This is a genomic window from Amycolatopsis sp. NPDC004378 (assembly GCF_053602455.1).
The window spans coordinates 43,914-69,056 of sequence record NZ_JBSGDR010000016.1; the positions used below are offsets into that span (position 1 = coordinate 43,914).

General features: G+C 72.1%; 21 protein-coding genes. 8 read left to right on the plus strand and 13 right to left on the minus strand.

Annotation, left to right across the window (positions count from 1 at the left end):
• Window positions 1–207 precede the first annotated feature (207 nt).
• Window positions 208–468, plus strand: coding sequence for a hypothetical protein (locus tag ACWEN0_RS35210; RefSeq protein WP_451983610.1), 261 nt, complete (start codon window positions 208–210; stop codon window positions 466–468).
• A gap of 3 nt (window positions 469–471) precedes the next feature.
• On the opposite strand, the gene ACWEN0_RS35215 is transcribed toward ACWEN0_RS35210, so the two are convergent.
• From ACWEN0_RS35215 to ACWEN0_RS35240, 6 genes are all read right to left on the minus strand, one after another.
• The gene (locus ACWEN0_RS35215) at window positions 472–1,785 is read right to left on the minus strand and encodes a DUF4474 domain-containing protein (RefSeq protein ID WP_451983612.1); all 1,314 of its coding nucleotides are present in this window, start codon (window positions 1,783–1,785) and stop codon (window positions 472–474) included.
• Window positions 1,782–2,090 carry a hypothetical protein gene (locus ACWEN0_RS35220; protein ID WP_451983614.1) on the minus strand — a complete coding sequence of 103 codons (309 nt, stop codon included), beginning with the start codon at window positions 2,088–2,090 and terminating at the stop codon, window positions 1,782–1,784. The genes ACWEN0_RS35215 and ACWEN0_RS35220 overlap by 4 nt, the downstream gene beginning before the upstream one ends.
• Window positions 2,091–2,237: 147 nt before the next feature.
• Window positions 2,238–2,639 carry a DUF6294 family protein gene (locus tag ACWEN0_RS35225; RefSeq protein WP_451983616.1) on the minus strand — a complete coding sequence of 134 codons (402 nt, stop codon included), beginning with the start codon at window positions 2,637–2,639 and terminating at the stop codon, window positions 2,238–2,240.
• Between the two features lie 61 nt (window positions 2,640–2,700).
• Complete coding sequence (locus ACWEN0_RS35230) at window positions 2,701–4,518, minus strand: RiPP maturation radical SAM C-methyltransferase (RefSeq protein WP_451983618.1); 1,818 nt, start codon at window positions 4,516–4,518, stop codon at window positions 2,701–2,703.
• Window positions 4,515–4,805 (minus strand): hypothetical protein, encoded by a 291-nt coding sequence (locus ACWEN0_RS35235; RefSeq protein WP_451983620.1) that lies wholly within the window; start codon window positions 4,803–4,805, stop codon window positions 4,515–4,517. Before ACWEN0_RS35235 ends, ACWEN0_RS35230 begins: the two co-directional genes overlap by 4 nt.
• A gap of 21 nt (window positions 4,806–4,826) precedes the next feature.
• Window positions 4,827–7,598 carry a BTAD domain-containing putative transcriptional regulator gene (locus ACWEN0_RS35240; RefSeq protein ID WP_451983622.1) on the minus strand — a complete coding sequence of 924 codons (2,772 nt, stop codon included), beginning with the start codon at window positions 7,596–7,598 and terminating at the stop codon, window positions 4,827–4,829.
• 135 nt (window positions 7,599–7,733) lie between these two features.
• Here ACWEN0_RS35240 and ACWEN0_RS35245 point away from each other — a divergent pair, with 135 nt between their 5' ends.
• The 3 genes from ACWEN0_RS35245 (at window position 7,734) to ACWEN0_RS35255 (ending at window position 12,183) form a co-directional block, all read left to right on the plus strand.
• Entirely contained in the window at window positions 7,734–8,339 is a 606-nt protein-coding gene (locus ACWEN0_RS35245; RefSeq protein ID WP_451983623.1) for an RNA polymerase sigma factor, read from the plus strand.
• Between the two features lie 117 nt (window positions 8,340–8,456).
• Complete coding sequence (locus tag ACWEN0_RS35250) at window positions 8,457–11,471, plus strand: SNF2-related protein (RefSeq protein ID WP_451983625.1); 3,015 nt, start codon at window positions 8,457–8,459, stop codon at window positions 11,469–11,471.
• On the plus strand, window positions 11,464–12,183 hold the full coding sequence (locus tag ACWEN0_RS35255) for an SWIM zinc finger family protein (protein ID WP_451983627.1): 720 nt from the start codon (window positions 11,464–11,466) through the stop codon (window positions 12,181–12,183). The genes ACWEN0_RS35250 and ACWEN0_RS35255 overlap by 8 nt, the downstream gene beginning before the upstream one ends.
• 50 nt (window positions 12,184–12,233) lie before the next feature.
• On the opposite strand, the gene ACWEN0_RS35260 is transcribed toward ACWEN0_RS35255, so the two are convergent.
• Window positions 12,234–15,368 (minus strand): LamG-like jellyroll fold domain-containing protein, encoded by a 3,135-nt coding sequence (locus ACWEN0_RS35260; protein WP_451983629.1) that lies wholly within the window; start codon window positions 15,366–15,368, stop codon window positions 12,234–12,236.
• Between the two features lie 278 nt (window positions 15,369–15,646).
• Between ACWEN0_RS35260 and ACWEN0_RS35265 the strand changes: the two genes are divergently transcribed.
• On the plus strand, window positions 15,647–16,561 hold the full coding sequence (locus ACWEN0_RS35265) for an NADP-dependent oxidoreductase (RefSeq protein ID WP_451983631.1): 915 nt from the start codon (window positions 15,647–15,649) through the stop codon (window positions 16,559–16,561).
• On the opposite strand, the gene ACWEN0_RS35270 is transcribed toward ACWEN0_RS35265, so the two are convergent.
• Together ACWEN0_RS35270 and ACWEN0_RS35275 are read right to left on the minus strand one after the other, a co-directional pair.
• Window positions 16,545–17,231 carry an ABC transporter ATP-binding protein gene (locus ACWEN0_RS35270; protein ID WP_451983633.1) on the minus strand — a complete coding sequence of 229 codons (687 nt, stop codon included), beginning with the start codon at window positions 17,229–17,231 and terminating at the stop codon, window positions 16,545–16,547. The two genes, ACWEN0_RS35265 and ACWEN0_RS35270, sit on opposite strands and share 17 nt — an antisense overlap.
• Window positions 17,228–18,304 carry an ABC transporter permease gene (locus ACWEN0_RS35275; protein ID WP_451983885.1) on the minus strand — a complete coding sequence of 359 codons (1,077 nt, stop codon included), beginning with the start codon at window positions 18,302–18,304 and terminating at the stop codon, window positions 17,228–17,230. Before ACWEN0_RS35275 ends, ACWEN0_RS35270 begins: the two co-directional genes overlap by 4 nt.
• Window positions 18,305–18,439: 135 nt before the next feature.
• Here ACWEN0_RS35275 and ACWEN0_RS35280 point away from each other — a divergent pair, with 135 nt between their 5' ends.
• The 3 genes from ACWEN0_RS35280 (at window position 18,440) to ACWEN0_RS35290 (ending at window position 22,156) form a co-directional block, all read left to right on the plus strand.
• Window positions 18,440–19,645, plus strand: a complete 1,206-nt coding sequence (locus tag ACWEN0_RS35280; protein ID WP_451983635.1) for a sensor histidine kinase — start codon at window positions 18,440–18,442, stop codon at window positions 19,643–19,645.
• Window positions 19,642–20,277: a response regulator gene (locus ACWEN0_RS35285; protein ID WP_451983637.1), complete on the plus strand. Its 636-nt coding sequence runs from the start codon at window positions 19,642–19,644 to the stop codon at window positions 20,275–20,277. Before ACWEN0_RS35280 ends, ACWEN0_RS35285 begins: the two co-directional genes overlap by 4 nt.
• A gap of 373 nt (window positions 20,278–20,650) precedes the next feature.
• Window positions 20,651–22,156: a nucleobase:cation symporter-2 family protein gene (locus ACWEN0_RS35290; protein ID WP_451983639.1), complete on the plus strand. Its 1,506-nt coding sequence runs from the start codon at window positions 20,651–20,653 to the stop codon at window positions 22,154–22,156.
• A 52-nt stretch (window positions 22,157–22,208) separates the two neighbouring features.
• Here ACWEN0_RS35290 and ACWEN0_RS35295 read toward each other — a convergent pair whose 3' ends face one another.
• From ACWEN0_RS35295 to ACWEN0_RS35310, 4 genes are read right to left on the minus strand one after another with little or no spacing between them, the layout of a single operon-like run.
• The gene (locus tag ACWEN0_RS35295) at window positions 22,209–23,033 is read right to left on the minus strand and encodes an N-acetyltransferase family protein (protein ID WP_451983641.1); all 825 of its coding nucleotides are present in this window, start codon (window positions 23,031–23,033) and stop codon (window positions 22,209–22,211) included.
• Complete coding sequence (locus ACWEN0_RS35300) at window positions 23,030–23,269, minus strand: anti-sigma factor family protein (RefSeq protein ID WP_451983643.1); 240 nt, start codon at window positions 23,267–23,269, stop codon at window positions 23,030–23,032. Before ACWEN0_RS35300 ends, ACWEN0_RS35295 begins: the two co-directional genes overlap by 4 nt.
• Window positions 23,266–23,952, minus strand: a complete 687-nt coding sequence (locus ACWEN0_RS35305; RefSeq protein WP_451983645.1) for an RNA polymerase sigma factor — start codon at window positions 23,950–23,952, stop codon at window positions 23,266–23,268. The genes ACWEN0_RS35300 and ACWEN0_RS35305 overlap by 4 nt, the downstream gene beginning before the upstream one ends.
• The gene (locus ACWEN0_RS35310; RefSeq protein ID WP_451983647.1) at window positions 23,949–25,139 is read right to left on the minus strand and encodes a cation:proton antiporter; all 1,191 of its coding nucleotides are present in this window, start codon (window positions 25,137–25,139) and stop codon (window positions 23,949–23,951) included. Before ACWEN0_RS35310 ends, ACWEN0_RS35305 begins: the two co-directional genes overlap by 4 nt.
• Window positions 25,140–25,143 lie beyond the last annotated feature (4 nt).

Sequence of the window (25,143 nt, forward strand, 5' to 3'; positions counted from 1 at the left end):
CTTAACATGGGACTCGGACATTCGCCGCTTATCGGGGTCGTCGAAGGGATGCGGACGCGCATTCCGGGTGATGCGTGGCAAAGGTGTTCCAGTGACAGGAAACGGACATTGCGGAATCGAAAGGCCGGAGTCGGGTCCGCGTATTCCGTGAGTGCCGATAGGACGGTAGTGCCCTCGTCTTCGAGCCCGGCCACCTAAACTGGGGGTATGACCGACTCGGGGCGGGGTTCCGGTGAGACGCCGGAGGAATTGGCGATCGCGGTGCGGGACCAGGCCAGGAGCGCCGCCACGCTGGCGCTGCGCAAGGGGCTGGAAGACGTCGAAGACCGGTACGGCCAGCACGTCGCCGACGAGGTCGCCGGACTGGTCGATGTGGACGGTGTGTTCGCCGGCCTGAACGAGCCGGTCGCCGCTCGTCGGGCGGACGATGACGAGCCGTACGAGTTCAAGCCGGTGGGGTCGTTGTAGGGGTTACTTCCGCCAGTCGTAGCTCAGTGTGGGCGGCTGGTCGGTTCCCTTCGTGACGGTGAGCTGGTCCTTGGGGTGCGCGGCGGCGTACCGGACCATCTCGTCGTACATGCGGTCGCGCATGCCGACGTCCCGCACCTCGATCGTGGCGCGCTGGGCCAGGTGCAGCTCGCCGGCTTTCACGTCCGGGTCGGTGCGGATCGCCAGGTTCCAGAAGTGCTTCTTGTCCGTGCCGTCGGCGCCCTGGCCGTCGTTGGTGAAGTAGACCTGGCCGGTGTCCTTGTCATAGATCGTCTGGGTCACCTTGATCTGGTCGTCACCCTGGGCGGCGTCGAAGTGCCCGTTGTTCGGCGAGTCGCTGGTGTAGAACCCGACTTCTCCGCCGAACGCGTGGTTCGCGTACTTGCCCTTCCACAACTCCAGCCGGTACGTCTTCCCGGTCTCGGGGTCGGTGAACTCCATGTTGTCGCCGTCGTCGCCGGTTTCGTCGAGCCTCATCCCGAAAGCCTCTCCGACCTTGTCGTAGAGGTCTTTCCAGCCCAGGTAGCTCTGCACCGAATGCTCGCCGGTGGTGTAGAAGCCGCCTTCCTCGTCGTACCGGAAGCCGAGGTAGTCGTAGATCTTCTGCGCGACCTCGGGATTCTGCATGATCTTGTTCCAGTCCTGGTGGAGCAGGGCCTCCCGTAGTTCGGGGTACTTCTTCAGCAGCGCGAGGAGTCCGGGTATCTCACGGAGCAGGAGCGCGCCGATCTCGGCGAGATTCCGTTTCTCGGAGCCGGCCAGCTCCCACACCTGACCCGTCTTGAACCGGAGTTTCCGGCCCTCGACGAGCAGGGTCGCGTCGTAGGTGGTGGTCACCCGCTTCAGATCGGCCAGCAGGACGAGGGCCTGGGCCTTCACGGCCTTGTCCTGCGCCCACGCGACGGCGAGGTCCACCTGGCGGATCCCGAAGCCGTGCCAGCCGTCATCGAGCTTCTTCTGGAGGCTCTGGGCGTCCGCGCGCTTGTTCCGGGCCTCCTGCTGGGCCTTCGCCAGCGCGTCTCGGATCGTCTCGAACGACTTGGCCGACTCTTCGAGGTCTTCGGCCTGGTCGTCGCGGTTCTTCTTGAACGCTTCCAGCGACGCGAGCGCTGCTTCGCCGGCCCCGCCTTGCCAGGCCTCGCTCAGCTGGACGCGCACGCTCTCCAGCAGGGCCTTGGTGTCGGCGATGGTTTCCTTGGTGGCCCGGCAGGCCCGGGCGCGGTCGTCCAGCTCGGTGGTGCTGCCCTTCTCCACCTGGTCGGCCAGCGCGTGGATCTTGTCGAACACCGACGTCACCGATCGATCCTTTCGAAGCTGCTGTCCAGCGCTTTCAGGAAGGCTTCGCGGGCCCCGGAATCGTTGCTGTGATAGCTCTTCGCGGCCGTCTGGATGCTTTCGACCAGGTTGTCGACCTGCTGCTGCGCGGCTTCCAAGTCGTCGGTGCGCGTCGCCAGCCAGACGTCGTAGTCCCCGGCGAAGGCGGCTGCGCGCGCCGTGCTCCCGACGTTCGGCGATCCGCCGATGGACAACGTCGGCGACGTTCCCGCGCTGAGCTTGGCCGCCGCGGCGTTGATGTCCGCGACGTCGACCTCGAAACCCACCGGAACTCCCTCTTCGCCGCCCGAGTGACAGGCCCCGTCGGCAACGTAACAGTCTGCTGGAAGCCGGGTTGCCGGTTCAGGGCTCCGGTCAGTGGCCAAAACCGGACACGGGGCGCTTGCGAGAAGAGGCTCGTCCGGTCCCTGCGCTCAGCAGCTCGAATACATCTTCAGGTGCGCGATCCGCCCCCACAGAGCGACGTCGAACGTCGCCCGAGCACGGAACCGGTAGGGTTCCGCCCTGCTCGGCAGGGGCAGCACGAACTTGCGCCAGTCCCCGTCGACCGGGTGCTCGGCGGTGAGCGAGCCCAGGATCGCGCCCGTGGCGCCGTGCAGGTCGACGTGCCGCAGCACCCAGACGTCGTCGTCCTCGTGGCTGGTCACGGTTCCGTCGAAGGTCGCCGTTCCGTCCGGGAACAGGGTCCACCGGGCGCCCGCCAGCATCGTGCAGCCGCCCTTCCGGATCGTCCCCCAGGTGAACTTCCACGGCGTCCAGCCGGTGAGCCGCTCCGCCGAGGCGCTCGGCGCCTGCACGATGACCGACGGGTCCATGTCCCGCGCCCTTCCGCTCTTCCTGACGAACAGAGGGTGCGGAAGACCGGCTTGATACGGGTCACCGGCCGGGAGTCGCGGGCAGGGCGAGGGAGAGGGCCAGGGTGCCGTCGAGGAACATCAGCCCGCGTTCGCCGAACCGCCGGAACGCGCCTTCGACCGCCGGAACTCCGACTGTGAGGCCGAGTTCGCGGTGCACCGCCGCGGCCGTGCGGGGACGGTCCGCACAGGCCAGGTAGATCTCGGCGAGGGTGTCGTGGAACGTGTGGGTGCCGCGGGTCTCGGCGTGCCTGCCGTCGTAGATCTGCAGGAATCCCGGGGCGCTGCGGTACACCAGCACGGGCGGCTCGGCCTCCCAGGCGGCCGACCACGCCGAAACCGCGTCCTCCAGCGGGGCGTAGACCGCCGGGGGCAGTTCTCCTTCCGGCTCGTAGCCGAAGAAGTAGGCCATGCGGTCGATGTCCACTGTGGCGGGATAGACGTGCCGGTAGCTTGGCTCGGGACTCCTGCTGTGCAGCGGGAACCGGCCGGGCTGGGTGAACAGCGGGCTGAACCGCTCCAGCCACAGCCGGTTCGCGCCGGACGGCGGCTGGAGGTGGACCAGGTGCGGGATGACGGTCGCCTGCGCGGCGTACTCCCCGGCCGGCTCACCGGGAAAACCGAACAGGATGTTCCAGGCGACCGCGATCCCGTAGTAACGCGCCCAGCGCAGGAAGTTGACGTTCTGCGCGGCCCGGACCCCCTTGTCCATCAGCCGGAGCACCTCGGAGCTGAGCGACTCCAGACCCGGCTGCAGCTGGGTGACGCCCGCCTGGGCCAGGAGCCTCAGCTGGGCGCGGGTCAGGTTCGCCTTGACCTCGTAGAAGATCCGGTACTCCCGGCCGGCCTCGGCCAGCGCCGGCACCAGCGTCTTGAGGTAGCCCGGCTCCAGGATGTTGTCGACGGCGTCGAAGCGGAAGGTGCGGTACCGCCGCGCCTGGTGGTCCAGCTCGCCGAGCACCCGGGACGGCGACTTCGCGCGGAACCGCATGGTGGTTCCGTTGAGCCCGCAGAACGTGCAGTGGTGCTTGGCGCCCCACCAGCACCCGCGCGCCGACTCGAAGGGGAGCGCGACGTGCCCGGTCGGCAGCCCGAGCCCCGCCGCCCGCTCGAAGTACTCGTCGTAGTCCGGGACCGGGAGGTCGTCGAGCCGGTCGTGCGGCGCTTCCGACGGCGTCGCGACGACCTCGCCGCCGACCCGCCGGGCGACGCCGGGGATCGCTCCCGGGTTGCCGCCGTTCGCCAGCGCGGCCAGCAGGCGGGGGAAGGCGACGTCACCCTCGCCCAGCACGGCGAAGTCGACGCACGCGACCGACCGGACCAGCTCCAGGCCCATCTCGCCCTCGAAGTTGGCCCCGCCGAACACGGTGACGACGTTCGCGTCGCGCTCCTTGAGCAGGCGGGCGAGCGCGAACGACGCCGTGTTCTGCTGGAACGTCGAGCTGAAGCAGACCACGCGGGTGCCGGCGAGTTCCTCGGCCACGGTGTCGAGGAACGCGGGAACGTCCCGCTCCCGCACGGTCGTCAGCCAGTCCCGCGCCGGCATCGAGTCATCCAAATAGGACAGTTCGGTGCCGAGTTCCGCGAGCAGCTTCCCGTCCGGGTCCGGCGCCGCGTCCCGGAACGCCTCGACGGAGAACAGCCAGTCGCCCAGCTGCCGTCCGCGGTGCCCGGCGAGCGCCCGATAGCGGTCCATGCCGATCCGCACGGCGAAGTCGAGGTTCAGGTGCAGCGTCCGCACCGGCAGCCCGTGCTGGTCCGCGATCGCCTTGAGCAGCCCGAGCTGGATGGACGGCCGGTCGGATTCCAGGAACGGCATGGACACCAGAACGGCGGTCACGACCTGATGGAGTTCGCGTGGAACGACCGGATGGAGTGGGCGGGGTAGAGGTGCGTCAGCGAGCGGATCGATGCACTCGCGGAAGCGTAGTGCAGGATCAGGTCCGCCTGTTCCGGCGTGAACGACCCCTGAAAGCCCTTCTCGAGGTCTTCCTCTTCCACGATGGAGGCCCAGGCGTTCTTGAGGCAGGCCAGCACCAGGCCTTTTTCTTTCTCGGTCAGGCCGATCTCGGCTGCCTTGACCTTCTGCCAGAGGTGGACGAACTCCGCAGCTTTGCCGTCGGACATGGAACCCCTCCTGTTCGGTGACTATCCACTGTGTACTTTGGCCAGCCTGGTCCGCACCTCGTCGGCTTCCGGGTGGGCGAGGTGCGCGAGCAGGTCGGAGGCCTGCTGCCACCCGGCGCGGGCGGACTCGACGTCGCCCAGGTCGCGGCGGAGGTTCGCGAGATCGATGAGCATCCGCGCCTCGATCACCGGGTTCCCGTTGCGGTGCACGAGTTCCAGTGCCTTCTCGTAGCAGACGATCGCCCGTGCGTGGTTGCCGAGCTGCTGGTGGGCGTGGCCGATGCTGTGCCAGCTCTGGGTGGCGCCCAGGTGATCGCCGAGCGCGGTCTGGAGGTCGAGGGCCTGCCGGCAGTACTCGATGGCGAGGTCGTGCTCGCCGAGCAGGGTGTGGAACCAGCCCACGGCGTTGAGCGCCGTCGCCTGGCCTGCCTGGTGCCCGGCCGCGCGGAACAGGTCCAGGGCCTGTTCGGCGTGGGCGAGCGCGTCCGCGACGGCGCCCTGCCGGTCGAGCAGCCAGGCGAACTGGCGGTGCGCGTAAGCCTGGCCGACGACGTCGGCGCTCGCCCTGGACAAGGCGAGCGCGGCTTCGTAATCGGCGGCGGCTTCGGTGTGCCTGCCGAAGCGGACGTGCGTGCCGCCCAGGTGGAGGTGCGCGAAGGCTTGCTTGCGCTGGTCACCGAGGCGGTGCGCGGCGGCCAGGGCCGCCGTGAGCACTTCGCTCTCGTCGTGCCACTGCCCGCGCATCGCCAGGAACCGCTGCATCGACCAGGCGAGTTCCCAGACCCTCGCGTCGTACTCGGCGCCGGTGTGGACGGCCCGCAGCAGCACCCGGTGCTCGGCCTCGAACCACGCCAGTGCCTGCCGGGCGTCGACGATCCGTTCCGGTTCGGCGCCCGCGGGCAACGGGGTCAGCGTGGGCGGCACCTCGAGCCGGGGGTCGATGAAGCCGTCGGCGTGGTAGGCGCTGTGGGCGTAGTGGCCGAGCATGCGGTGGACGGCGGCGGTCCGCTCGGCGGGGGACTCCGCCTCGCCGGCCAGTTCGGCGGCGTAGGCGCGCAGCAGGTCGTGCAACGTGTAGCGGCCGGGGGAGTGCTCGGCGATCAGGTGCGCGCGGGCGAGCTCGGTCAGGAGCGCGCGCGTGCGCCCGGCGGGCAGGCCGGCCAGGCTCGCCGCGGCGCGGGTGCCGACGTCCGGGCCCGGGTGCAGGCCGAAGAGCCGGAACAGCCGGGCCGCCGCGGGGTCCAGCCGGAGGTACGACCAGGAGAACACGGCCCGGGGGTCGGTCGCCGGGTCGGCGGCCGCGAACTCGTCCAGGCCCCGCGCGTCCCGCAGCTGCCCGGCCAGCGAGGCCAGGTCGAACCCGGGGTGGATCGCCGCGCGGGCCGCCACCACGGCCAGCGCCAGCGGGAGACGCGCGCACAGGCCGATGATCTCGTCGGCCGCGGCGGGTTCGGCGGCCATCCGGTCCGTGCCGATCCGGCGGCGGAGCAGCGTGCGCGCCTCGGCGGTGGCGAGGAGGTCGACGGCGATGGGGTGCGCCCCGGCCGTGACCAGGCCGGCGAGCTGGTCACGGCTGGTCACGAGCACCACGCTGCCCGGCGCCCCGGGCAGCAGCGGCCGCGCCTGTTCGGCGTCGCGGGCGTTGTCCAGCACGACCAGGACGCGCCGGTTCGCCAGCAGGGTCCGGTACAGGCCGACCTGCGCTTCCAGGGCACGGGGAATCCGGTCCCCCGGGACATCGAGCGCCTCGAGGAAGCCGCGGACCGCCTCGGCCGGGGGCATGGGCGAACCGGTCGGATCGAAGCCGCGCAGGTTCACGTACAGCTGGCCGCCGGGGAACTCGCCGGCGACCGCGTGGGCCCAGTGGACGGCGAGCGCGGTCTTGCCCACCCCGGCCGTGCCCGACAGCACGACGATCCGCGCGGCGCGCGAGGGCTCGCCCCTGATTTCGCCGAGGCGGCGCAGCGCGCTCTCGCGGCCGGCGAAACCCGGGGTGTCGGGCGGCAGCTGGGCCGGGGCGGCGGGCGGCGGCGGGTCCGGCGTGGACGGCAGCTCGCCCCGCAGGAGCGCGCCGTGCAGCGCCCGCAGCTCGGGGCCCGGATCGGTGCCGAGCGCGTCGGCCAGCCGCTGCCGGACCGCGGCGTAGCGGTCGACGGCCTCCGCGTCGCGTCCGGCGGCGTGCAGCGCGCGCATGAGCAGCGCTTCGAGGGGTTCCGCGAGCGGGTACTCCGCGGCCAGCTCGGGCATCGCGGCGATGACTGAGCCGGCCCTGCCGAGCCGCAGTTCCAGCTGGCCCCAGCGCACGGCCGCGTCGAGGCGGCGCCGGTGCCACGCGGTGCGGACCCGTTCGGCCCAGTCGCCGGGGATGCCGGCCAGCGGCACACCCCGCCAGGCGCGCAGGGCCTCGTCGAGCGCCACGGCGCGGTCGGCGTCGGCGGCGCGGAGGTCGTTCCCGGCTTCGACCAATTGTGCGAACCGGTGCAGATCGACCGAGCCGGGATCGATTTCCAGCACGTAACCCGCGCTTTTCCGGATGACGCCGGCCGTGGTGCCATCGAGCTCGGTGACCCGCTCGAGGAGCCGCCGTATTCGGCTCAGGTGGGAATACACCACATTGCGCGCTTCCCCGGGCGGTTCGTCACCCCAAACGCGGTCGATGAGCGTCCCGACCGGAACCGGGCGCCCGGCGTCGACGGCCAACGCCGCGAGAATCGCCTGCTGACGTGGGGTTCCGGCGTCCAGGGGCTGATCCGCGACGCGGATCTGCACCTCCCCGGACAGCAGAACCTCCATGCGGCGGACTCCTCGTGCTCGACCCGTCCGAACCGGCTTCGTCGATGCTGCCCGCACCGCAAGGTCTCTGCAAGGTCGGCGATCAGGGCGTGGCGGAATCGTGAACCCGAGAACACGGGAGTCCGGGGAGGGACCATGCAGGACGACTCGATCGCACCATTGCTGGAAAATGCCGCGCGGGGTGCCGAATGGGCCTGGCGCGACCTGGTCGCGCGCTATTCTTCGCTGATCCACTCGGTGTGCCGGCAGTTCCGGATCGGCGACGCGGACACCGAAGACATCAGCGGTGCGGTGTGGCTGCACCTCGTGTCGAACCTGGCGCGGATCCGCGAACCGGAGGCGCTGCCCGGGTGGCTGCAGACGACCACCCGGCACGAGTGCCTGCGGTTGCTGCGGCACCGGAACCGGCTCGTCCCGGCCGACGCCGGGCTGTTCGCCGAGTCGGCCGATCCCGCGCCCGACGCGGTGGTGATCGGAGCCGAGCGCCTGGTCGCCGCGCGCCGGGCGTGCGCCCTGCTGCCGCGGCGGGACCGGCGGCTGCTCGCGCTGCTGTTCGGCGACCCGCCGAAGTCCTACCAGGAAATCAGCGCGACGCTCGGTATCCCGGTCGGCTCGATCGGGCCGACGAGGGCCCGGTGCCTGGCCAGGGTCCGCACGTCGCCGGCCATCGCGGCGCTGCTCGCCGAGGACCGGCAGGATTTCCGTGAACACCTCCCGCAGAGCAAGCGGGCCACGGCCTGATACCTCTCGGGCACCGTATAACGGCGTAGCCGGCGCGCGGTGGGTTCCCTCGGCGACGGCGTCCGCCGCCGTGCGACGATCTGGGGGAACCCCGATCCGACGAAGGAGCCTTGGACCTTGCCCTTGGTGCACGCGTTGTGGTCGCCGGGGCGGGGAGTGGTGCTTTGGGCGGAGCGCGATCGCCGGCCGGTGGGTACCTCGAGCCGGTCGGCGATGGTCGCGTTGTCGCATCCGTTCGCCGTTTCCAGTGCCGAGCTGACCGCGCTGCATCCCGGCAAGCCCACATCCGTGACCTTGCTGCTGCCGTCGCGTGCGAACCGGCCGCTTGCTTCCGCCGAGGCGACGGCGGGTGCCCGGCGGCGTGGCTCGGCGCCGTCCCTGCGGGCGTGGTCGGTGCCCGCCTTGGTGGTGGACGCCGCCGAGCTGGAGGACCTCGACGACGCGGCCTCGTACGGGGCCTCCGTCGCCTACCTGCGGGCCGTCAGCCGGTTGGCCGCGGATCTGGTGCGGCGGGGGCGGGTGCTGCCGACCCTGGTCCGGCGGGGAGACGTCGCGGAGGCCCGGTGGCGTCCGGTGCTCCAGGGCGTGGACTTCGTCGCCTTCGACGCGCTGGTGGCGGCCATGCCGCCGGTGGGGCGGGCTGAGCAGGTCGCCGGGGCCTCGTCGCGCGCGCTCGTCACCGATGCCCTCCACGTCCTGGTCGACGCGGCCGTCCGGGACCGGCTGGCGCGGGCGGAGCCGCCCGTCGACCTGGGTCGGGGGCAGGGGGCGGCGGGGGTGTGGCTGGCCGCGTTGCAGGGTGGTGCGGCCCGGGTCGAGCTGCCGCTGGACGAGCTTCGCGTGGTGGCTGACGCCGTCGCGAAGTGGGACGAGGTCGCCGATACCGACGTCGTCGACGGCCGAGCGTGTTTCCGGCTGGCCGAAACCGCCACGCTGCGCGGGGCCGACGAGGACGATCCCGACGACCAGACCGGCGACGGCACCAAGTGGCAGCTGCGGTTCCTCCTGCGCTCGACGGCCGATCCGAGCCTGCTGCTGGACGCCGGGCAGATCTGGGCGGGCGAGGCGCACGGGCTGGTCCGGGACCCGAAGGGGCTGCTCGTCGCCGAGCTGGGGCGGGCGGCGCTCGTGGAACCGATGCTGGCGCCGGCGTTGCGGCGGACCCGGCCGTCCGAGTACGACCTGACCGTCGAGGAAGCCGAGCGGTTTCTCACGGAGGGCGCGACCCGGCTGGTCGAGGCCGGGTTCGAAGTGCAGCTCCCGGCCACCTGGGACGGCAGGCGACGGCTCGCGCTGCGGCTTTCCGTCCGCAGCACGCCGTCCGAGCAGGTCGTGGCCCGCAGCCGGGTGGGCCGGGACGAGCTGGCCGCCTTCCGCTGGTCGATCGCCGTGGGCGACGCCGAGATCGGCGAGGAGGAGCTGGCCAGGCTCGTCGCCGCGAAGTCACCGCTGGTGCGGCTGCGGGGGAGGTGGGTCAGCGTCGACGCCGACCGCCTCCGCGCCGGACTCGAGTTCCTGCGCCGCGACCCGCACCGGCGGAACCGCCGGCCGACGGCGGCCGAGCTGCTGGAACTCGTCCGCGGTGGGCAGGAGACACCGCTTCCCGTCACCGACGTCAGCGCCGACGGCTGGGTCGGCGACGTCCTGGCCGGGCGCGTCCAGCAGACGCTGCAACGGGTCGAGCTGCCGCCGTCGTTCCGGGCCACGCTGCGGCCCTACCAGCAGCGGGGTGTCGCGTGGCTGGCGTTCATGTCGGCGCTGGGGCTGGGTGCGTGCCTGGCCGACGACATGGGACTCGGCAAGACCGTCCAGACGCTGGCGCTCGAGGCCGTCGAGCGGGCCGGCGGTGAACGCCGTCCGACGTTGGTGCTGTGCCCGATGTCCCTGGTCGGCATGTGGCAGCGGGAGGCGGCGAACTTCGCGCCCGGCCTGCGTGTCCACGCCCACCACGGCGGCGCCCGCGCGCACGGGGACGCGCTCGCCGAGCGGGTCGCCGCGGCCGACCTCGTCGTCACGACCTACGCCACCGCCACCCGCGACGCCGACGAACTCGAGAAGTTCGCGTGGCGACGCCTCGTGCTCGACGAAGCGCACGCGATCAAGAACGCCGACACCGCGACGGCCAAGGCGGTGCGCCGGTTCCCGGCCGGGCACCGGCTCGCGCTGACCGGCACCCCGGTCGAGAACCGGCTGGCGGACCTGTGGTCGGTGCTGGACGTGCTCAACCCCGGGCTGCTCGGCAGCCGGTACGAGTTCCGGCACCGGTTCGCGGCCCCGATCGAGCGCGGCGGCGACACCGCCACGGCCGCCGCGCTGCGCCGGCTCACGCAGCCGTACCTGCTGCGGCGCGTCAAGACGGACCCCGCGATCGTCCCCGAGCTCCCGGAAAAGCTCGAAATCACGCAGGAGTACCGGCTCACCCGCGAACAGGGCACGCTCTACAGCGCGATCGTCGACGAGATGATGAAGAAGATCGAGGACAGCCAGGGCATCAAGCGCCGCGGCCACATCCTCGCCGCCATCACGAAGCTCAAGCAGGTCTGCAACCACCCCGCGCACCTGCTGCACGACGGGTCCCCGATCGGGCGCCGCTCCGGCAAGGTCAGCCGCCTCGAAGAGATCCTGGCGGAAATCCTGGCCTCGGGCGATCGGGCGCTGTGCTTCACGCAGTACACCGAATTCGGGCACCTGCTCGTACCCCACCTGTCGGACCGGCTCGGTGCCGAAGTCGCGTTCCTGCACGGTGGACTGGCGAAGGGGGCACGAGACGCCCTCGTGGAGCGCTTCCAGTCCGGTGCCGGGCCGCGGATTCTGGTGCTGTCGCTCAAAGCCGGCGGTTCGGGGCTCACGCTGACCGCCGCCGGCCACGTCCTGCACCTGGACCGCTGGTGGAACCCGGCCGTGGAGAACCAGGCCACCGACCGGGCGTTCCGGATCGGGCAGGGCCGCACCGTCCAGGTCCGGAAGTTCCGGTGCCCGGGCACCATCGAGGACCGCATCGACACCCTGATCACCAGGAAACGCGCGCTCGCGGGCATGGTGGTGGGCGAAGGCGAAAGCTGGCTCACCGAACTGTCCACGGACGCGCTGCGCGGCGTCTTCACGCTGGGGGAGGACGCGATCGATGACTGAGCCACTCCCTTGGTGGGCGACCCGGTTCATCCGGGCGTCGACGGCGATCGGCGTCCTGCTGCCCGCGCAAGGCCGAGGGCGCGTCGAGTCCCTGGCGGTCGGCGCCGGGCGTGTCGACGCCGTGGTGCGGGACGGCCGGCCGCACGAGGTGCGGATCGGGCTGACGGCGTTCGGGAAGACGGACTGGGCCGTGATCACGCACGCCCTCGCCGCGAAGGCGTCGCTGACGGTGCAGCTGCTCGGGGGAGAGTTGCCCCGCGACGTGGAACAGACCTGCAAAGCGGTCCGGCTGCCCTTGTTCCCGTCGTCGGCGCGGGAGGTGTCGCTGGACTGCACGTGCCCGGACGCCGAGGTGCCGTGCGGGCACCTGAACGCCGTGTTCTCCGCGCTCGTGGCGCGGGTCGCCGAGGACCCGTTCACCGTCCTCGCATTGCGCGGCCGGAGCCGGGAAGCGTTGCTCGAGGAGCTGAAGAACCGGCTCATCTCCGCCGAGCCGCTCGACGCCGACGACGGGTCCGCGGCCCTGGCCGACGTGATGGACACCTTCTTCGATTCCGGTGCGGCCCCCGGTCTGGGTGGCGCGCCACCGTTGCACAGCCCGGGAACGCCGGTCGACTCGGTGCTGGACCAGGCCCCGCCGTTCGCGATCACGGTGGGCGGCGACGACGTCGCCGAGGTGCTGCGGCCGGTCTATCGGGCGCTCGCCGAATAGCCCGGCGGCGGGGCGTGGAGAGCATCCACGCCCCGCCGCCGTCGCCGGGATCAAGGAAGCTGGGCCACCTCCGCGTCCGTCAGGGCCTTCCCGGCGACGTGGACGTCGTCGATCGCGCCGCTCCAGAAGTCGACGTTGCGGCCGTCGTACTTGGCGCGGCCGACCGTGAACGCGCCCGTGCTGATCAGCGCCGGGCCGGCCGGGGCCGTCGCGACCTTCACGCCGTCCACGTAGAGCCGGATTTCGTTGCCCGCTCGGACACCCGTCAGCCGGTACCAGCGGCCGATCTCCGGCACGACCTCGTAGCGGGCCCGGTTGCCGCCCGGGGTGCTGAACGCGAACGCGCCCTGCCCGTACTGCAGGTAGAACGGGCTTTCCTGGGCGCGGCCGTCCTGGCTCACCGCGGTCGCGTAGTTGCCGGGCAGCTGGTCGAGCCGCACCTTCGCGGACACCGTGTAGTCGCCGGTGGTGTCGACGACCGGGCCGTAGGTGTCGGCCGAGCCACCGGAGAACTGCAGCGCGCCGTCCTTGAAGGTCGCGCCGGCCGGGGTGAGCGTCAGCGGGTTGTTGCCGCCGCTCGAGTCCTTCGCGGTCGTTCCCCCGCGCTCGTCGAGGGTCCAGTCGCCCTTGCCCGCGTACGGGTAGGGCTTGCCCGCGTCGGCGCCGGCCTCGATCACGCGCCGGTTGATCTCGCGGACCGGGCCGGGATCGACCTTGATGCGCTTGCGGTCGTACGTCCAGAGCCCGTTGAGCTCGCCTTCCAGGTCGGTGACCTGCGTGTAGACCGACGCGGACAGCTCGGCCCTGGCCTGCCCGAGGTAGAACGTGCGGGTGTTGTCGACGTACTTCGCCGTCAGCGCCGCCTTGTCCGCCACGCCGCTGTAGATCGCGATCGGCGCACCCGGCCACTGGTGACCCGGCGTGCGGAGCGTGAAGCCGCCGTGCTCGCCGTCCATCGCGACGCGCTTGCCGTCGGAGTGGGCGGGGTCGGTGTTGTTGTAGTCGTGGTGGTCGATGACGTCGCCCGCGCCCGAGTCACCCTTGGACGCGCAGCAGTTCACCCCGCTGTGGGCGTTGACGATCCGGCTCGGGTCCGCGGCCTTGACCTGGTCGGTGATCCGGCCGGTGGCGGCCCTGTCCCACTCGCCCCAGCCCTCGTTGAACACGATCCAGGCGTAGACGGACGGGTTGTTCTGCAGCTGGTGCATCTCTTCGAGGCCCTGGCTGAGCCACGCCTGCTGCGCCGCGGGGTTGGTGCCGTCGTCGACGGACACGAAGTCCTGCCACACCAGCAGGCCCAGCTGGTCTGCGTGGTAGTACCAGCGGGCCGGCTCGACCTTGATGTGCTTGCGGACGGCGTTGAAGCCGAGGTCCTTCTGCGCCTTCAGATCGAAGACGAGGGCGTCGTCGCTCGGCGCGGTGTTGAGGCCGTCCGGGTAGAAGCCCTGGTCCAGCTGCATGAGGGAGAAGAACGGCTTGCCGTTGAGCGTCAGCTTGGGGACGCCGTTGACGTTCGTGATGCCGGTGGAGCGCATGCCGAAGTAGCTCTTGACCTGGTCGCTGCCCAGCTTGATCTCCAGCTGGTACAGGTACGGGTCGTCCGGCGTCCACAGGTGCGGGTTCGGCACCGCCAGCTTCAGGTTCGCGTTCGCCGGTCCGGAGACCACGCCGACCTGACGGCCGCGCGCGTCCTTGGCGACCGCCGTGACGGTGGCGTTGCCCGCGGACTTGACCGTCAGCGCCAGCGAGTTCGTGGTGAGGTCGGGCGTCGTCTTGATTTCGTCGATGCCCTTGTCCGCCACCGGTTCCATCCACACGGTCTGCCAGATGCCCGACGACGGGGTGTAGAAGATGCCGCCGGGGTTGGGGGACTGCTTGCCCTTGGGCTGGTACGGGCCGGTCGTGTCGGTGACGGCGACGACGATCTCCTGCTCGTCACCGCGCTTGAGCGCGTCGGTGATGTCGGCGCTGAACGCCAGGTAGCCGCCGGTGTGCTCGGCGACGAGCCGGCCGTTCACCCAGACCTTGGCCTGGTAGTCGACCGCGCCGAAGTTGAGCTTGAGGCGCTGCCCGCCGCCGATCTTCCAGTCCCGCGGGACGGTGACCGTGCGGCGGTAGAACATGTGGTCCTCGTGCCGTTCGAGCCCGGAGAGCTGCGACTCGATCGGGTAGGGCACGACGACCTTCTCGGGCAGCTTCTTGCCGAACGTCGGCTGCTGGCCTTCCTGGGCGGCCGAGAACTCCCACGGGCCGTTGAGGTTGACCCACTTCTCGCGCTCGAGCTGCGGCCGCGGGTACTCCGGCAACGGGTTGCGCGGGTCGACGTTCTCGCCCCACGGCGTCTTGAGCCGTTCGGTCGACGCGTTCGTGGCGGTGCGCCCGGTCTTGCCGATCTTCGTGCCGTTCACCGCGAGCGCGCCCGCCCCGTCGTAGTAGACGGTGACGCGCTGGCCCTTCAGCACCCGCTCGGCCAGCTGGATCGTGGCCCGGTCGCGGCCGGCCGTGATCGACGCGATCGGCATCGGCGTCGCGTCGACCTCGATCAGCAGGTGATCCTTGAGGTCGTTCGTCCCCGAGACGCGGCCGTCGAAGCCGGCCGTGAGCGTGCGCCCGTCCTTGGCCACGTCGGCCGTGCGCGGCACGACGGCGAAGTCGGCCGGCGGCGTGAACGCCGACAGCGGCACGATCTGCTTCGCGATGCCCGCGCTCGACCAGCGCAGGAACATGTTGGCGCCGCCGGTGTCCTGGAACATCTCCAGCTTGAAGTCGTACTGCTTGCCGGCGGTCAGCGTCACCGGGGCGCTGGTCTGCTCGGAGTCCCAGTCCCCGACCCAGTGGTCGATCACCGGCGCGCCGTCGATGAACAGCCGGAACCCGTTGTCCCCGATGGCGTAGAACGTGTAGTCGCCGGTCTGCGGCACGGCGATCTGCCCGGACCACCGGGCGGTCGTGTGCTCGGTGCGCCCGGTGACCAGGCCGAAGACCGAGGTCAGGTCCGGGTGGTTGACCTCCGAATCGAGCGCGGTCCCGGCCAGGGTGGCGAAGTCGTGCGCGTCCGGCGTCGACGGCGTGAAGTACTCGGCCTTCAGGCCGTGCACGGGCTCGGCGGCACCTGCCGGCGGCGTTCCCGACGCCACGCCCACCGCCACGAGCAGGGCGAGGAGTACGGAAGCGGCTCTTCTCATCGGCGAGACCCTTCATTTTTACAACGTTGTAAAACGCTTCGGGAGAATCGAAGCAGACAAGTCGGACCGCTATCTACCGCCGAATGGCGGTATCTGGAGGGCCAACTGCCGACTCGCCCGCCTCGGGCAGCCGCGGTCCGGGCTCGCTTCCGCGGTCTGCGGCGGCCCGTCGGCGAGGAAACTGGACCACAGAACCGTCCTTCGACTGGACCAATACGGTGGACCAGTTCGTCCTACGGTGAACGCATCACCGGCGGATGGATGGAGGAAGGTGCCCGATGAAGGCGATCGTGGTGACGGATCAGGCCGCGGGAACGGCCGGGATGACCTTGGCGGAGCGGCCCGAGCCGAACGCCGCGGAGAACGACGTTCTCGTCCGGGTGCACGCGTCGGGGTTCACGCCGGGCGAACTGACGTGGCCCTCGACCTGGACCGATCGGCGCGGCCGGGACCGGACACCGTCGGTCCCGGGGCACGAGCTGGCCGGCGTGGTCAGCGCGCTCGGCTACGGCACGACGGGCCTGTCGGTGGGCCAGCGCGTCTTCGGCCTCACGGACTGGACCCGCGACGGCACCCTGGCGGAGTACGCCGCCGTCGAGGCACGCAACCTCGCGCCGCTGCCGGCCGACATCGACTTCACCGTGGGCGCGAGCCTGCCGATCTCGGGCCTGACCGCGTGGCAGGGGCTGTTCGACCACGGCCGCCTCCAAGCGGGGCAGAGCGTCCTCGTGCACGGCGCGGCCGGCGGCGTCGGCTCGATGGTGACGCAGCTCGCGCGCGAAGCCGGCGCCCACGTCATCGGCACCGGACGGGCCGCCGACCGGCAGCCCGCCCACGACTTCGGCGCGGCGGAGTTCCTCGACCTCGGCAACGACGCCCTCGACGACGTCGGCGTGGTCGACCTGGTCTTCGACGTCATCGGCGGAGACGTCGGAAAGCGGTCCGCGGGCCTGGTTCGCGCGGGCGGAACGCTGGTGTCCGTCGCCGGGCCGCCGGAGGTGCGCCCCGAGAACGGCCGGGCCATCGACTTCGTCGTCGTGGCCGACCGCGCTCAGCTGGGCGAGATCGCCCAGCGCGTGCGCGACGGCCGCCTCCGGACGGTCATCGGCACCGTCGCGTCCCTCGACGACGCCGTCGCCGCCTTCAACCCGGCCGAGCGGGCCACGGGAAAGACGGTCATCCGGGTTCGGTGACGAGCCCGGCCAGGCGTCCGTCGCGGACTTCCGTGGCCCGGTCGACCGCCGTGAGGTGGGTGCGGTCGTGGGTGACCAGGACCGTCGCCGTGGCCTGGTGGTGGGTGAGGTGCGTGATGAGCTCGATGACCGCCGCGCCGCGTTCGTGGTCCAGGGCGCTGGTGGGTTCGTCGACCAGGAGGACCGTCGGGTCGTTCATCAGCGCGCGGGCGATGTTCACGCGCTGGCGCTGGCCGCCGGAGAGCTGGTGCGGGCGGCGGCCCGCCTGGGGTGCCAGGCCGACGGCGTCGAGCAGGTCCAGTGCGCGGGCGCGGGCTTTCGCCGGGGACCGGCCGTCGATGCCCGCCATGACCTGGAGCTGTTCGGCCGCCGTGAGGGCGGGCAGCAGGTTGGGCTGCTGGAAGACGATCCCGATCTTGCGGCGGCGCAGGTCGGTGCGCTCGCGACGAGTCAGGTCGGTGGCCGTGGTGCCGTCGATGACGACCGTGCCGGAGTCGGGCGTGACGAGCGTGGCGGCGACGGCCAGCAGGCTGGACTTGCCCGAGCCCGAAGGCCCGACGACGGCGGTCAGGCTGCCGCGCGGGACGTCCAGGGTGACGCGGTCGAGCGCGGTGAGGCGGGTGTCGCCGTCGGGGTAGGTGAGGGTGACGTCGGTCAGGGTGAGGCTCATCGGGTGCTCCCCAGTGCGGTCAGCGGGTCGACGGAGGTGATGCGGCGGATCGCGAGCGCGGCGCCCAGCGCGCCGAGCCCGACCATCACGGCGGCCGGGACGAGCACCGTGGCGGGCGTGAGGACGAAGGGGATCGCGGAGCCGGACAGGGCGGCGCCGAGCGCGGCGGCGAGCCCGGTGCCGGCGAGGGTGCCGCCCGCGAGCAGGACGACGGCCTGGCCCAGGGCGTCCTTGAGCAGGCCGGCCGTGGTCGCGCCCAGGGCCTTGAGGATCGCGACGTCGGCGCTGCGCTGGATGGTCCAGACGGTGAAGAAGGCGCCGATGACCAAGGCGGAAATCGCGAACAGGAAGCCCCGCATCAGCTGCAGCGAGCCGTTTTCGGACGGGTAGGAGCCGATCGCGGACAGCGAGTCCTCCCGGGAGACGGTCTTGGTGCCGGCCGCGTGGTCCGTGGCCGCGATGTCGGCGCCGGACGTGGTGCTCAGGGCGATGACGGTCGCGTCGCCGCCGGCCTGCGGGGTGATCGCCCGCCACGTCTCGAGCGTGGTCCAGACGACGGGGGTGTGGCTGAAGGAAGCGTCGCCGGCGACGGCGGCCACGCTCAGCCGTCGTCCGGCCAGGGTGACGCCGTCTCCGGGCCGGACGCCCAGATCGGCGGCGGCCGTGCCGGACAGGACCACGGAATCCCCGCTGAGCTTGCCGCCGTCCGGGGCGAGCGCGGACCCGGGACGGACGCCGAAGGCCGAGACGCCGGCGCTCCGGTCACCGGCGGTGGCCTTGGTCGTGGTGATGCCCAGCGGTTCGGCGCCGGTGACGCCGGGGGCGCCGGCCCACTGCCGCACCTGCGTTCCGGTGACGGCGGAGTCCGAATAGGACAGTGCCTGGTCGCCGCTGGGGGCGGCGAAGGCGATCTTGTCGGCGGGCAGGCCGGTGACGGCGGAGACGTTCTGGCGCCCCAGCCCGGCGGTCAGCCCGGACAGCAGGCCGACCAGCAGGGTGATCAGCACGATGACGGTGCCCATCAGGGCGAAGCGCCCCTTGGCGAATTTCAGGTCTCTCCAGGCGACGAACATGGCTTCGATCGTCGTCGCGAACCGCCCGGGCGGCATCGGGCCGGGGATGGCACTTCCCGGGCCGGAGGACGGCGCGCCGGTTCCACCTTTCGATAGAGGTGGTTTTCGTCGCGGCTCCGTAGCCTGGAACGCACTGTGAACGCCGTTCCTGCCCTGACCCCGACCAGCCGGGTGCTGACCTGGTGCCTGCACCTGCTGCTCGTCGCCCTGCTCGGCTTGGCGGCGGTGCGGGCCGTGGCCGGGGGACAGCCCCGCGCGGGCGCGGTGGTCGCGGTGGCGCTCGCCTGCGGGCTGGTGTACGCGGCCGGGCCGCTCCTGCCGCGGGTCCGCGCGTCCCGGCGGGCCGCCGCGGCGTGGCTGGGCGTGCTGAGCGCCGGGTGGCTCGTGCTGGTGGTGCTGACCGCCGACGGGGTGTGGGTCGCCTTTCCGCTGTACTTCCTGCAGCTGCACCTCTTGCCGCGCCGAGCCGGGCTGGCCGCGGTGAGCGCGACGGCGGTGGCCGCGATCGCCGCCTTCGCCGCGCACCAGGGCGCGTTCAGCCCGGCCGCCGCGATCGGCCCGGCGCTCGGTGCGGCCGTCGCGGTCGCCGTGGTGTGGGGATACCAGGCGCTGTACCGGGAAAGCGAGCGGCGGCGGCGCCTGATCGACGAGCTCACCGCGACCCGGGCCGACCTGGCCGAGGCCCAGCACGAAGCCGGGGTGCTGGCCGAACGGGAACGCCTGGCCCGCGAGATCCACGACACCCTCGCCCAGGGCCTGTCCAGCATCCAGCTGCTGCTGGCCGCGGCCGGCCGGTCGCTGCCCGAGACCGCGGGGAACGCCGCCCGCTACGTCGACCAGGCTCGGCAGGCCGCCGCGGACAACCTCGCCGAAGCACGCCGGTTCGTCGTCGCCCTGACGCCGCCGGCGCTCGACGACACCACGCTCGCCGGCGCCCTGGAACGCTTGTGCGCCACCACCGGCACGCGTCACCGGATCACCGCGCGCTTCCACCTCACCGGCGACGTGACGCCGTTGCCGACCGCGCACGAAGTCGCGCTGCTGCGCATCGCCCAAGCCGCCCTCGCCAACACCGTCCGCCACGCCGGCGCCACCGCGGCCGAGGTGACCTTGAGCTACCTCGGGGACGAGGTCGCGCTGGACGTCGTCGACGACGGTGCCGGCTTCGACCCCGGGAACCTGCCGGCGTCCGACCCCGGCGAAGGCGGCTTCGGGCTGGCGGCGATGCGGGCCCGCACGCGAGCGCTGGGCGGTTCTCTCGCCGTCGAGTCGGCGCCCGGCGAAGGTACTTCCCTGGCCGCGAGGCTACCCCTGGCCGACCGACGGGAGGCCCGTCCGTGACCGGCACCCCGATCCGCCTGCTCCTGGCCGACGACCACCCCGTGGTGCGCGCGGGCCTGCGCGCCGTGCTGGAGACCGAACCCGGTCTCGTCGTGGCCGCCGAAGCCGCGACAGCCGAAGAAGCCGTGGCCCGGGCCGCCGAAGGGGACATCGACGTCGTCTTGATGGACCTCCAGTTCGGCGCCGGGATGGGCGGCGCCGAAGCCACCGCGGCGATCACCGCCCGGCCGGGTGCGCCGCGCGTCCTGGTCGTCACCACCTACGACACCGACGCCGACACCCTGCCCGCCATCGAAGCCGGCGCCACCGGGTACCTGCTCAAGGACGCCCACCCCGACGACCTGGCCGCCGCGGTGCGGACCGCCGCGGCCGGGCGCACCACGTTGGCGCCGACGGTCGCCGACCGGCTCCTCGACCGGATGCGCCGGCCCGCCGTCGCGGTGACGCGGCGGGAGATCGAGGTGCTCACCCTGGTCGCCGACGGCCTGTCCAACCGGGCCATCGCGCAGCGCCTGCACCTCACCGAAGGCACGGTGAAGTCCCATTTGGCCCGCTGCTACACGAAGCTGGGCGTCGACTCGCGCACGGCGGCCGTCGCGACGGCCACCGACCTCGGCCTGATCCGCCGCTGACCCGGTTCGCGTGGTTTCGGCGAGGCGCGAAACCTCCCCGGGGTGGATGGCGCCGTGGTCACCGTGCCGAACGGGTCCCCGCTGGACTGCCCCGCGGTGGTGAAGAGGGGGACGAGCACGGCGGCGGCCAGTTCGGCGACGGCGGTCACGGCGGCGACCGGCAGCCAGCCCAACCGGCGACCGGCGACCGGCGACCGGCGACCGGCGACCGGCAGAGCCTCGGCTTCTCCCGGCCGCTGCGCACCCGCGAGCCGGCGGCTGAGGGTTGCTGTTCTGCCATGCGGAAGTTAACCTCCGCAGAACGAAAACGCGGGAAGGTGGATGGCGAGCCTCGCGGCCCGGCATCGCTCGCTTCTACCGAGAGGCGGAACCAATGGTGAAGAGCACGGGTGAGGTGGCCACCCCGGGCCGGCCCGAGGACGAACGGCTCGGGATCGGCAAGAGTTTCGCCTACGGCATCCAGCACGTCCTGACGATGTACGGCGGGATCATCGCGCCCCCGCTGATCATCGGGGGCGCCGCCGGGGTCCCGGCCACCGAAATCGGGTTGCTCGTCGCGTCGTGCCTGTTCATCGGCGGGCTGGCGACGATCCTGCAGTCCTACGGCGTGCCGTTCTTCGGCTCCCGGCTGCCGCTGGTGCAGGGCACGTCGTTCGCCGGCGTGGCGACGATGACCGCGATCGTGGCCGACGGCGGGCTCCCCGCGGTGTTCGGTGCGGTGATCGCGTCCTCGGTGCTCGGCCTGCTCATCACGCCGCTGTTTTCCCGGCTGGTCAAGTACTTCCCGCCGGTGGTCACCGGGACGGTGATCACGGTGATCGGGCTCAGCCTGATGCCGGTCGCGGCCAAGTGGGCGATGGGCAACGACGCCAAGGCCCCCGGTTTCGGCTCGGTCTCGAACGTCGGCCTGGCCGCGATGACGCTGGCGATCGTGCTGCTGCTGAGCAAGATCGCCGTCCCCGCGATCTCCCGGCTGTCGATCCTCCTGTCGATCGTGGTCGGTACCGCCTTCGCCGCCGTGCTCGGCAAGGCCGACTTCTCCCAGGTCGGGCACGGGCCGATCTTCGCGGTGCCGACCCCGTTCGGCTTCGGCGCGCCGACCTTCGACGTCGCCGCGATCGTGTCGATGTTCATCGTCATCCTGGTGACCCTCACCGAGACCACGGCCGACATCCTCGCGGTGGGCGAGATCGTGGACACGAAGGTCGGCAAGCGCCGGATCGGTGACGGCCTGCGCGCCGACATGGCGTCCTCGGCGATCGCGCCGATCTTCAACGGCTTCATCCAGAGCGCGTTCGCCCAGAACGTCGGCCTCGTCGCGATCACCGGGGTCCGGAGCCGGTTCGTGGTGACCGCCGGTGGCGGGGTCCTGGTGGTCCTCGGGATGCTCCCGGTCCTGGGCCGGGTGGTCGCCGCCATCCCGTACCCGGTCCTGGGCGGCGCCGGTCTGGTGCTGTTCGGCACGGTCGCGGCGTCCGGCATCAAGACATTGTCCAAAGTAGACTACAACGGCAACCTCAACCTGGTGATCGTCGCGGCTTCCGTCGGCCTGGGCATGGTCCCGATAGCGGTACCGGGTTTCTACGACCGCTTCCCGGCGTGGGTCGGCACGATCTTCCACTCGGGGATCAGCGCCGCCGCGCTCCTGGCCGTCGTGCTGAACCTGGTGTTCAACCACCTGAAGCCGGGCAAGGCGGGCAGCGAGCCGTCGGTGTTCGCGACCGCGACCCGGGTGATCGACTACTCCGACCTGAAGGTTCTGTCCCAGCTCGAGAACGGCGACAAGGTCGTCGACGGCAAGATCGTGGACGCGCAGGGCCGGCCGCTCCCGGTGCGGGACGCGGACGGCCGGCCGGTGCCCTACCGGCTCGGGGGCTGACGCACCGTCCGGGTGACGGCCGGTAGCGGCAAGGCGTCGCGCACCCCGGCCCTCAGTACAGGCCGGGCGAAAACACGTCGTGGCCGGGAGGAGCAGCGGGTTCGGTGGTCATGAACAGGTCGAAGTCCGTGATCGTGAAGCCCGACGCGAGCAGGCGGGGCACCGCGGGGTGCGTGGCGGGCAAACACACCGACGCCGCTCGCCGCAAGGCCGTCAGCGCCGTCACCACCGCGGCGACGGCGTCGGCTCCGGGTGTGCCGCGCAGCCGGGTCAATCCGTACTGGTCGCCGCCACCGCCGAGGCAGCCCGCCGCGACGACGTCGCCGGCCGCCCGCACGACGAACGCGGCACCGCCCGGGCGGCCGGTCCAGTACTCGTAGCCGGCGCGGCGGTCGATGCCGGTGATCCGCGTTTCGGCAGCCGCCGCCCGGCCGGGGTTCGTGGCCTCGACGCGCCACCCGGCCGGCGGCGTGAGCTCCGCCGGGTCGCCGTGGAGGTAGAGCAGCGGCCAGGTGGCCGCCAAGCCGCGGCGGCTGTAGGCCGCGATGGCCCGGGGATCCCGGGAGCTGAACGTCATCCGGGGCACGCCGGGCGCGAAGACCTCGTCGAGCAGCGCACCGCCGATGCCCTTGCCTTGCGCGCCGGGCACGACGAACGCGTCGGTGAGCATGGTGCGGCCGCCGACCGGGATCGTGGCGGCGTACCCGAGCACCTCCGCGGCGTCGGCCACCACGACCCGCCCGTGCGCCGCGAGGTGCCGGACGTAGGCCGGATCGGCGCCGGTCTCGTGCGGGCCCAGTCCGCTCCGGTCCGCCACGCGCGCGATGCCCGCCAGGTCGGCCGGAACCGCCGTCCGCACGGTCCACTCGCGCGTCACGCGCCGTGCCAGTCGCGGAAGGCGCCGAGCACGGCGTCACGGGTTTCGGGGGAGAGGGTTTCCGGTGGCAGGCGCCCGAGTTCCCGGATGGTCGTGCGGAACTGGTCGAGGTAGCGTTCGCAGCCTTCGCAGCCTTCGCAGAGCGCGAGGTGCTCGGCGAAGCGGGCTTCGGTGGCGGGATCGAGGGCGTTGTCGAGGTACGCCGTGACGAGTTCGACGAATTCGTCGCAGTTCACGTCTTCGCCCCCGTCGCCAGGTACTCCGCCAGCCGCTCCCGCACGGCGGCCCGGGCCCGGTGCAGCAGGACGCGCTGGTTGGCCGCCGAGATCCGCAGCATCGCACAGACCTCTTCGGCGGTGTGGTCCCCGATGTCGCGCAGGCTCAGCACCGCGCGCTGCCGGGCGGGGAGCTCGTCGAGCACGGTGGTGATCACCTGGCGGACCTCGAGGTCGAGCGCGGTGTCTTCCGGCGACGGCCACGCGGCCGGGGCTTCGCGCCAGTGGCCGGGGTAGCGGCCGCCGGCGTCCTGGAACCGGGCGGGGTCGACGGTCGGGCCGTGGTCCTCGTCCGAGGGCAGGACACTGGTCCAGGGCACGCTCCGGCGTTCGGTGACGCCCCGTTTCTTGGCCGTGTTGACCAGGATCCGGAAGACCCAGGTCCGGAACGCCGACCGGCCCTCGAACCCGCCGACACCCTTGAGGACGGCCAGCCAGGTCTCCTGGACGACTTCTTCGGCGGAAGCGTGGGTCGACACGAACGAGCGCGCCAGCCGGAGCATCGGCGCGGACCACGCGTCGAGCACCGCGGCGAACGTCGCGTCGTCGCCCCGCCGGACGGCGGCGACCAGCTCGTCGTCCGGCGGCAGGGTCGTCACCAGGCGAATATATCCGCGGCAGGCGGGCAAAAGGATGACCGTCACCTTACGGCCGCCTCCTTCCGGCGGCGCAGCAGCGACAGGGCGCCCGCCGGGAAGACGAGCACGGACAGCAGGCCCGCGCACACGAGCCCGGCGGCGGTCGCCGGGGACACCGACCCGGTCAGCACGCCGATCTGGGACACGGTGACCAGGAACGGCAACGACGTCGCCTGCAGCAGGGCCGCCGCGGCCGCCGGGCGCCGGCCGAACTCCCGGGCGTACGACAATGCCGGGACGCCACGGGCGATCAGCAGCGCCACGAGGAACAGCGGGACTCGCGCCAGCGCCGCGGGATCGGCCAGCAGCCCGGCGAGGTCCAGCCGCAGCCCGCTGGCGACGAAGAAGACCGGGATCAGGAAGCCGTAGCCGATGGCGTCCAGCTTCGCCCGGAACCGCGGGTGCGAGGCGGAGTCCCGGTCGAGCAGCCCGACCACGGCGCCGGCCAGGAACGCGCCGAGGATGCTTTCGAGCCCGAACGCTTCCGCGAGCGCGACGAACGCGACCAGCAGCACCACCGCGGCGCGGACCCGGATCTCGGCCGTGGTGTCCTGCAGCGTGGTCAGGGTCGCGCCCAGCCGGCGCGACTTCCCGGCCAGCGACACCACGACCGCCGTCGCCGCGACCAGCAGCGCGAACGCCGCCAGCAGCACGACGCGCCCGCCGGTGCTGCCCCCGGACGCCGAGAACAGCAGTGACAACAGCACGACAGCGGCGAAGTCGGCGACCGAGCAGGCCGCGATGACCGCCTGCCCGAGTGCGCTCCCGGCCTGGCCGGCGTCCTTGAGCACCGGGACGACCAGGCCGAGCGACGTCGCCGAGAGCGCCACGGCGATCAGGAGCGGGCTCTTCACCCAGCCCGCCGCACCGAACGCGGATCCGGCGGCCAAGCCGAGCACGAGGGTGGCGCCGTAGCCGAGCAGGGCCGTCCGCAGCGCCCGCCCGCGCAGGCGGTGCACGTCGATCTCGAGCCCGGCCAGGAACAGCAGGAACGCCAGGCCGAGCAGAGCGGCGATCCGCACCGGCACGTCGGCGTCGACCCAGCCCAGCACCGACGGCCCGGCGACGATCCCGAGCACGATCTCCAGCACGACCGCCGGAACGCGCGGTTTCGGCACGAGCGCCGTCACCAGGGGCGCGACGAGCGCGATCGCGGCCACCGCGAACAGGTTCACGAACTCGACGCCGGGCACGGCA

Excerpts from the sequence above, each read along its gene's own strand:
- ACWEN0_RS35210 (WP_451983610.1), top strand. The coding sequence starts at position 208 with ATGACCGACTCGGGGCGGGGTTCCGGTGAGACGCCGGAGGAATTGGCG.
- ACWEN0_RS35225 (WP_451983616.1), bottom strand. The coding sequence starts at position 2,639 with ATGGACCCGTCGGTCATCGTGCAGGCGCCGAGCGCCTCGGCGGAGCGG.
- ACWEN0_RS35235 (WP_451983620.1), bottom strand. The coding sequence starts at position 4,805 with ATGTCCGACGGCAAAGCTGCGGAGTTCGTCCACCTCTGGCAGAAGGTC.
- ACWEN0_RS35240 (WP_451983622.1), bottom strand. The coding sequence starts at position 7,598 with ATGGAGGTTCTGCTGTCCGGGGAGGTGCAGATCCGCGTCGCGGATCAG.
- ACWEN0_RS35245 (WP_451983623.1), top strand. The coding sequence starts at position 7,734 with ATGCAGGACGACTCGATCGCACCATTGCTGGAAAATGCCGCGCGGGGT.
- ACWEN0_RS35255 (WP_451983627.1), top strand. The coding sequence starts at position 11,464 with ATGACTGAGCCACTCCCTTGGTGGGCGACCCGGTTCATCCGGGCGTCG.
- ACWEN0_RS35260 (WP_451983629.1), bottom strand. The coding sequence starts at position 15,368 with ATGAGAAGAGCCGCTTCCGTACTCCTCGCCCTGCTCGTGGCGGTGGGC.
- ACWEN0_RS35265 (WP_451983631.1), top strand. The coding sequence starts at position 15,647 with ATGAAGGCGATCGTGGTGACGGATCAGGCCGCGGGAACGGCCGGGATG.
- ACWEN0_RS35270 (WP_451983633.1), bottom strand. The coding sequence starts at position 17,231 with ATGAGCCTCACCCTGACCGACGTCACCCTCACCTACCCCGACGGCGAC.
- ACWEN0_RS35275 (WP_451983885.1), bottom strand. The coding sequence starts at position 18,304 with ATGTTCGTCGCCTGGAGAGACCTGAAATTCGCCAAGGGGCGCTTCGCC.
- ACWEN0_RS35290 (WP_451983639.1), top strand. The coding sequence starts at position 20,651 with ATGGTGAAGAGCACGGGTGAGGTGGCCACCCCGGGCCGGCCCGAGGAC.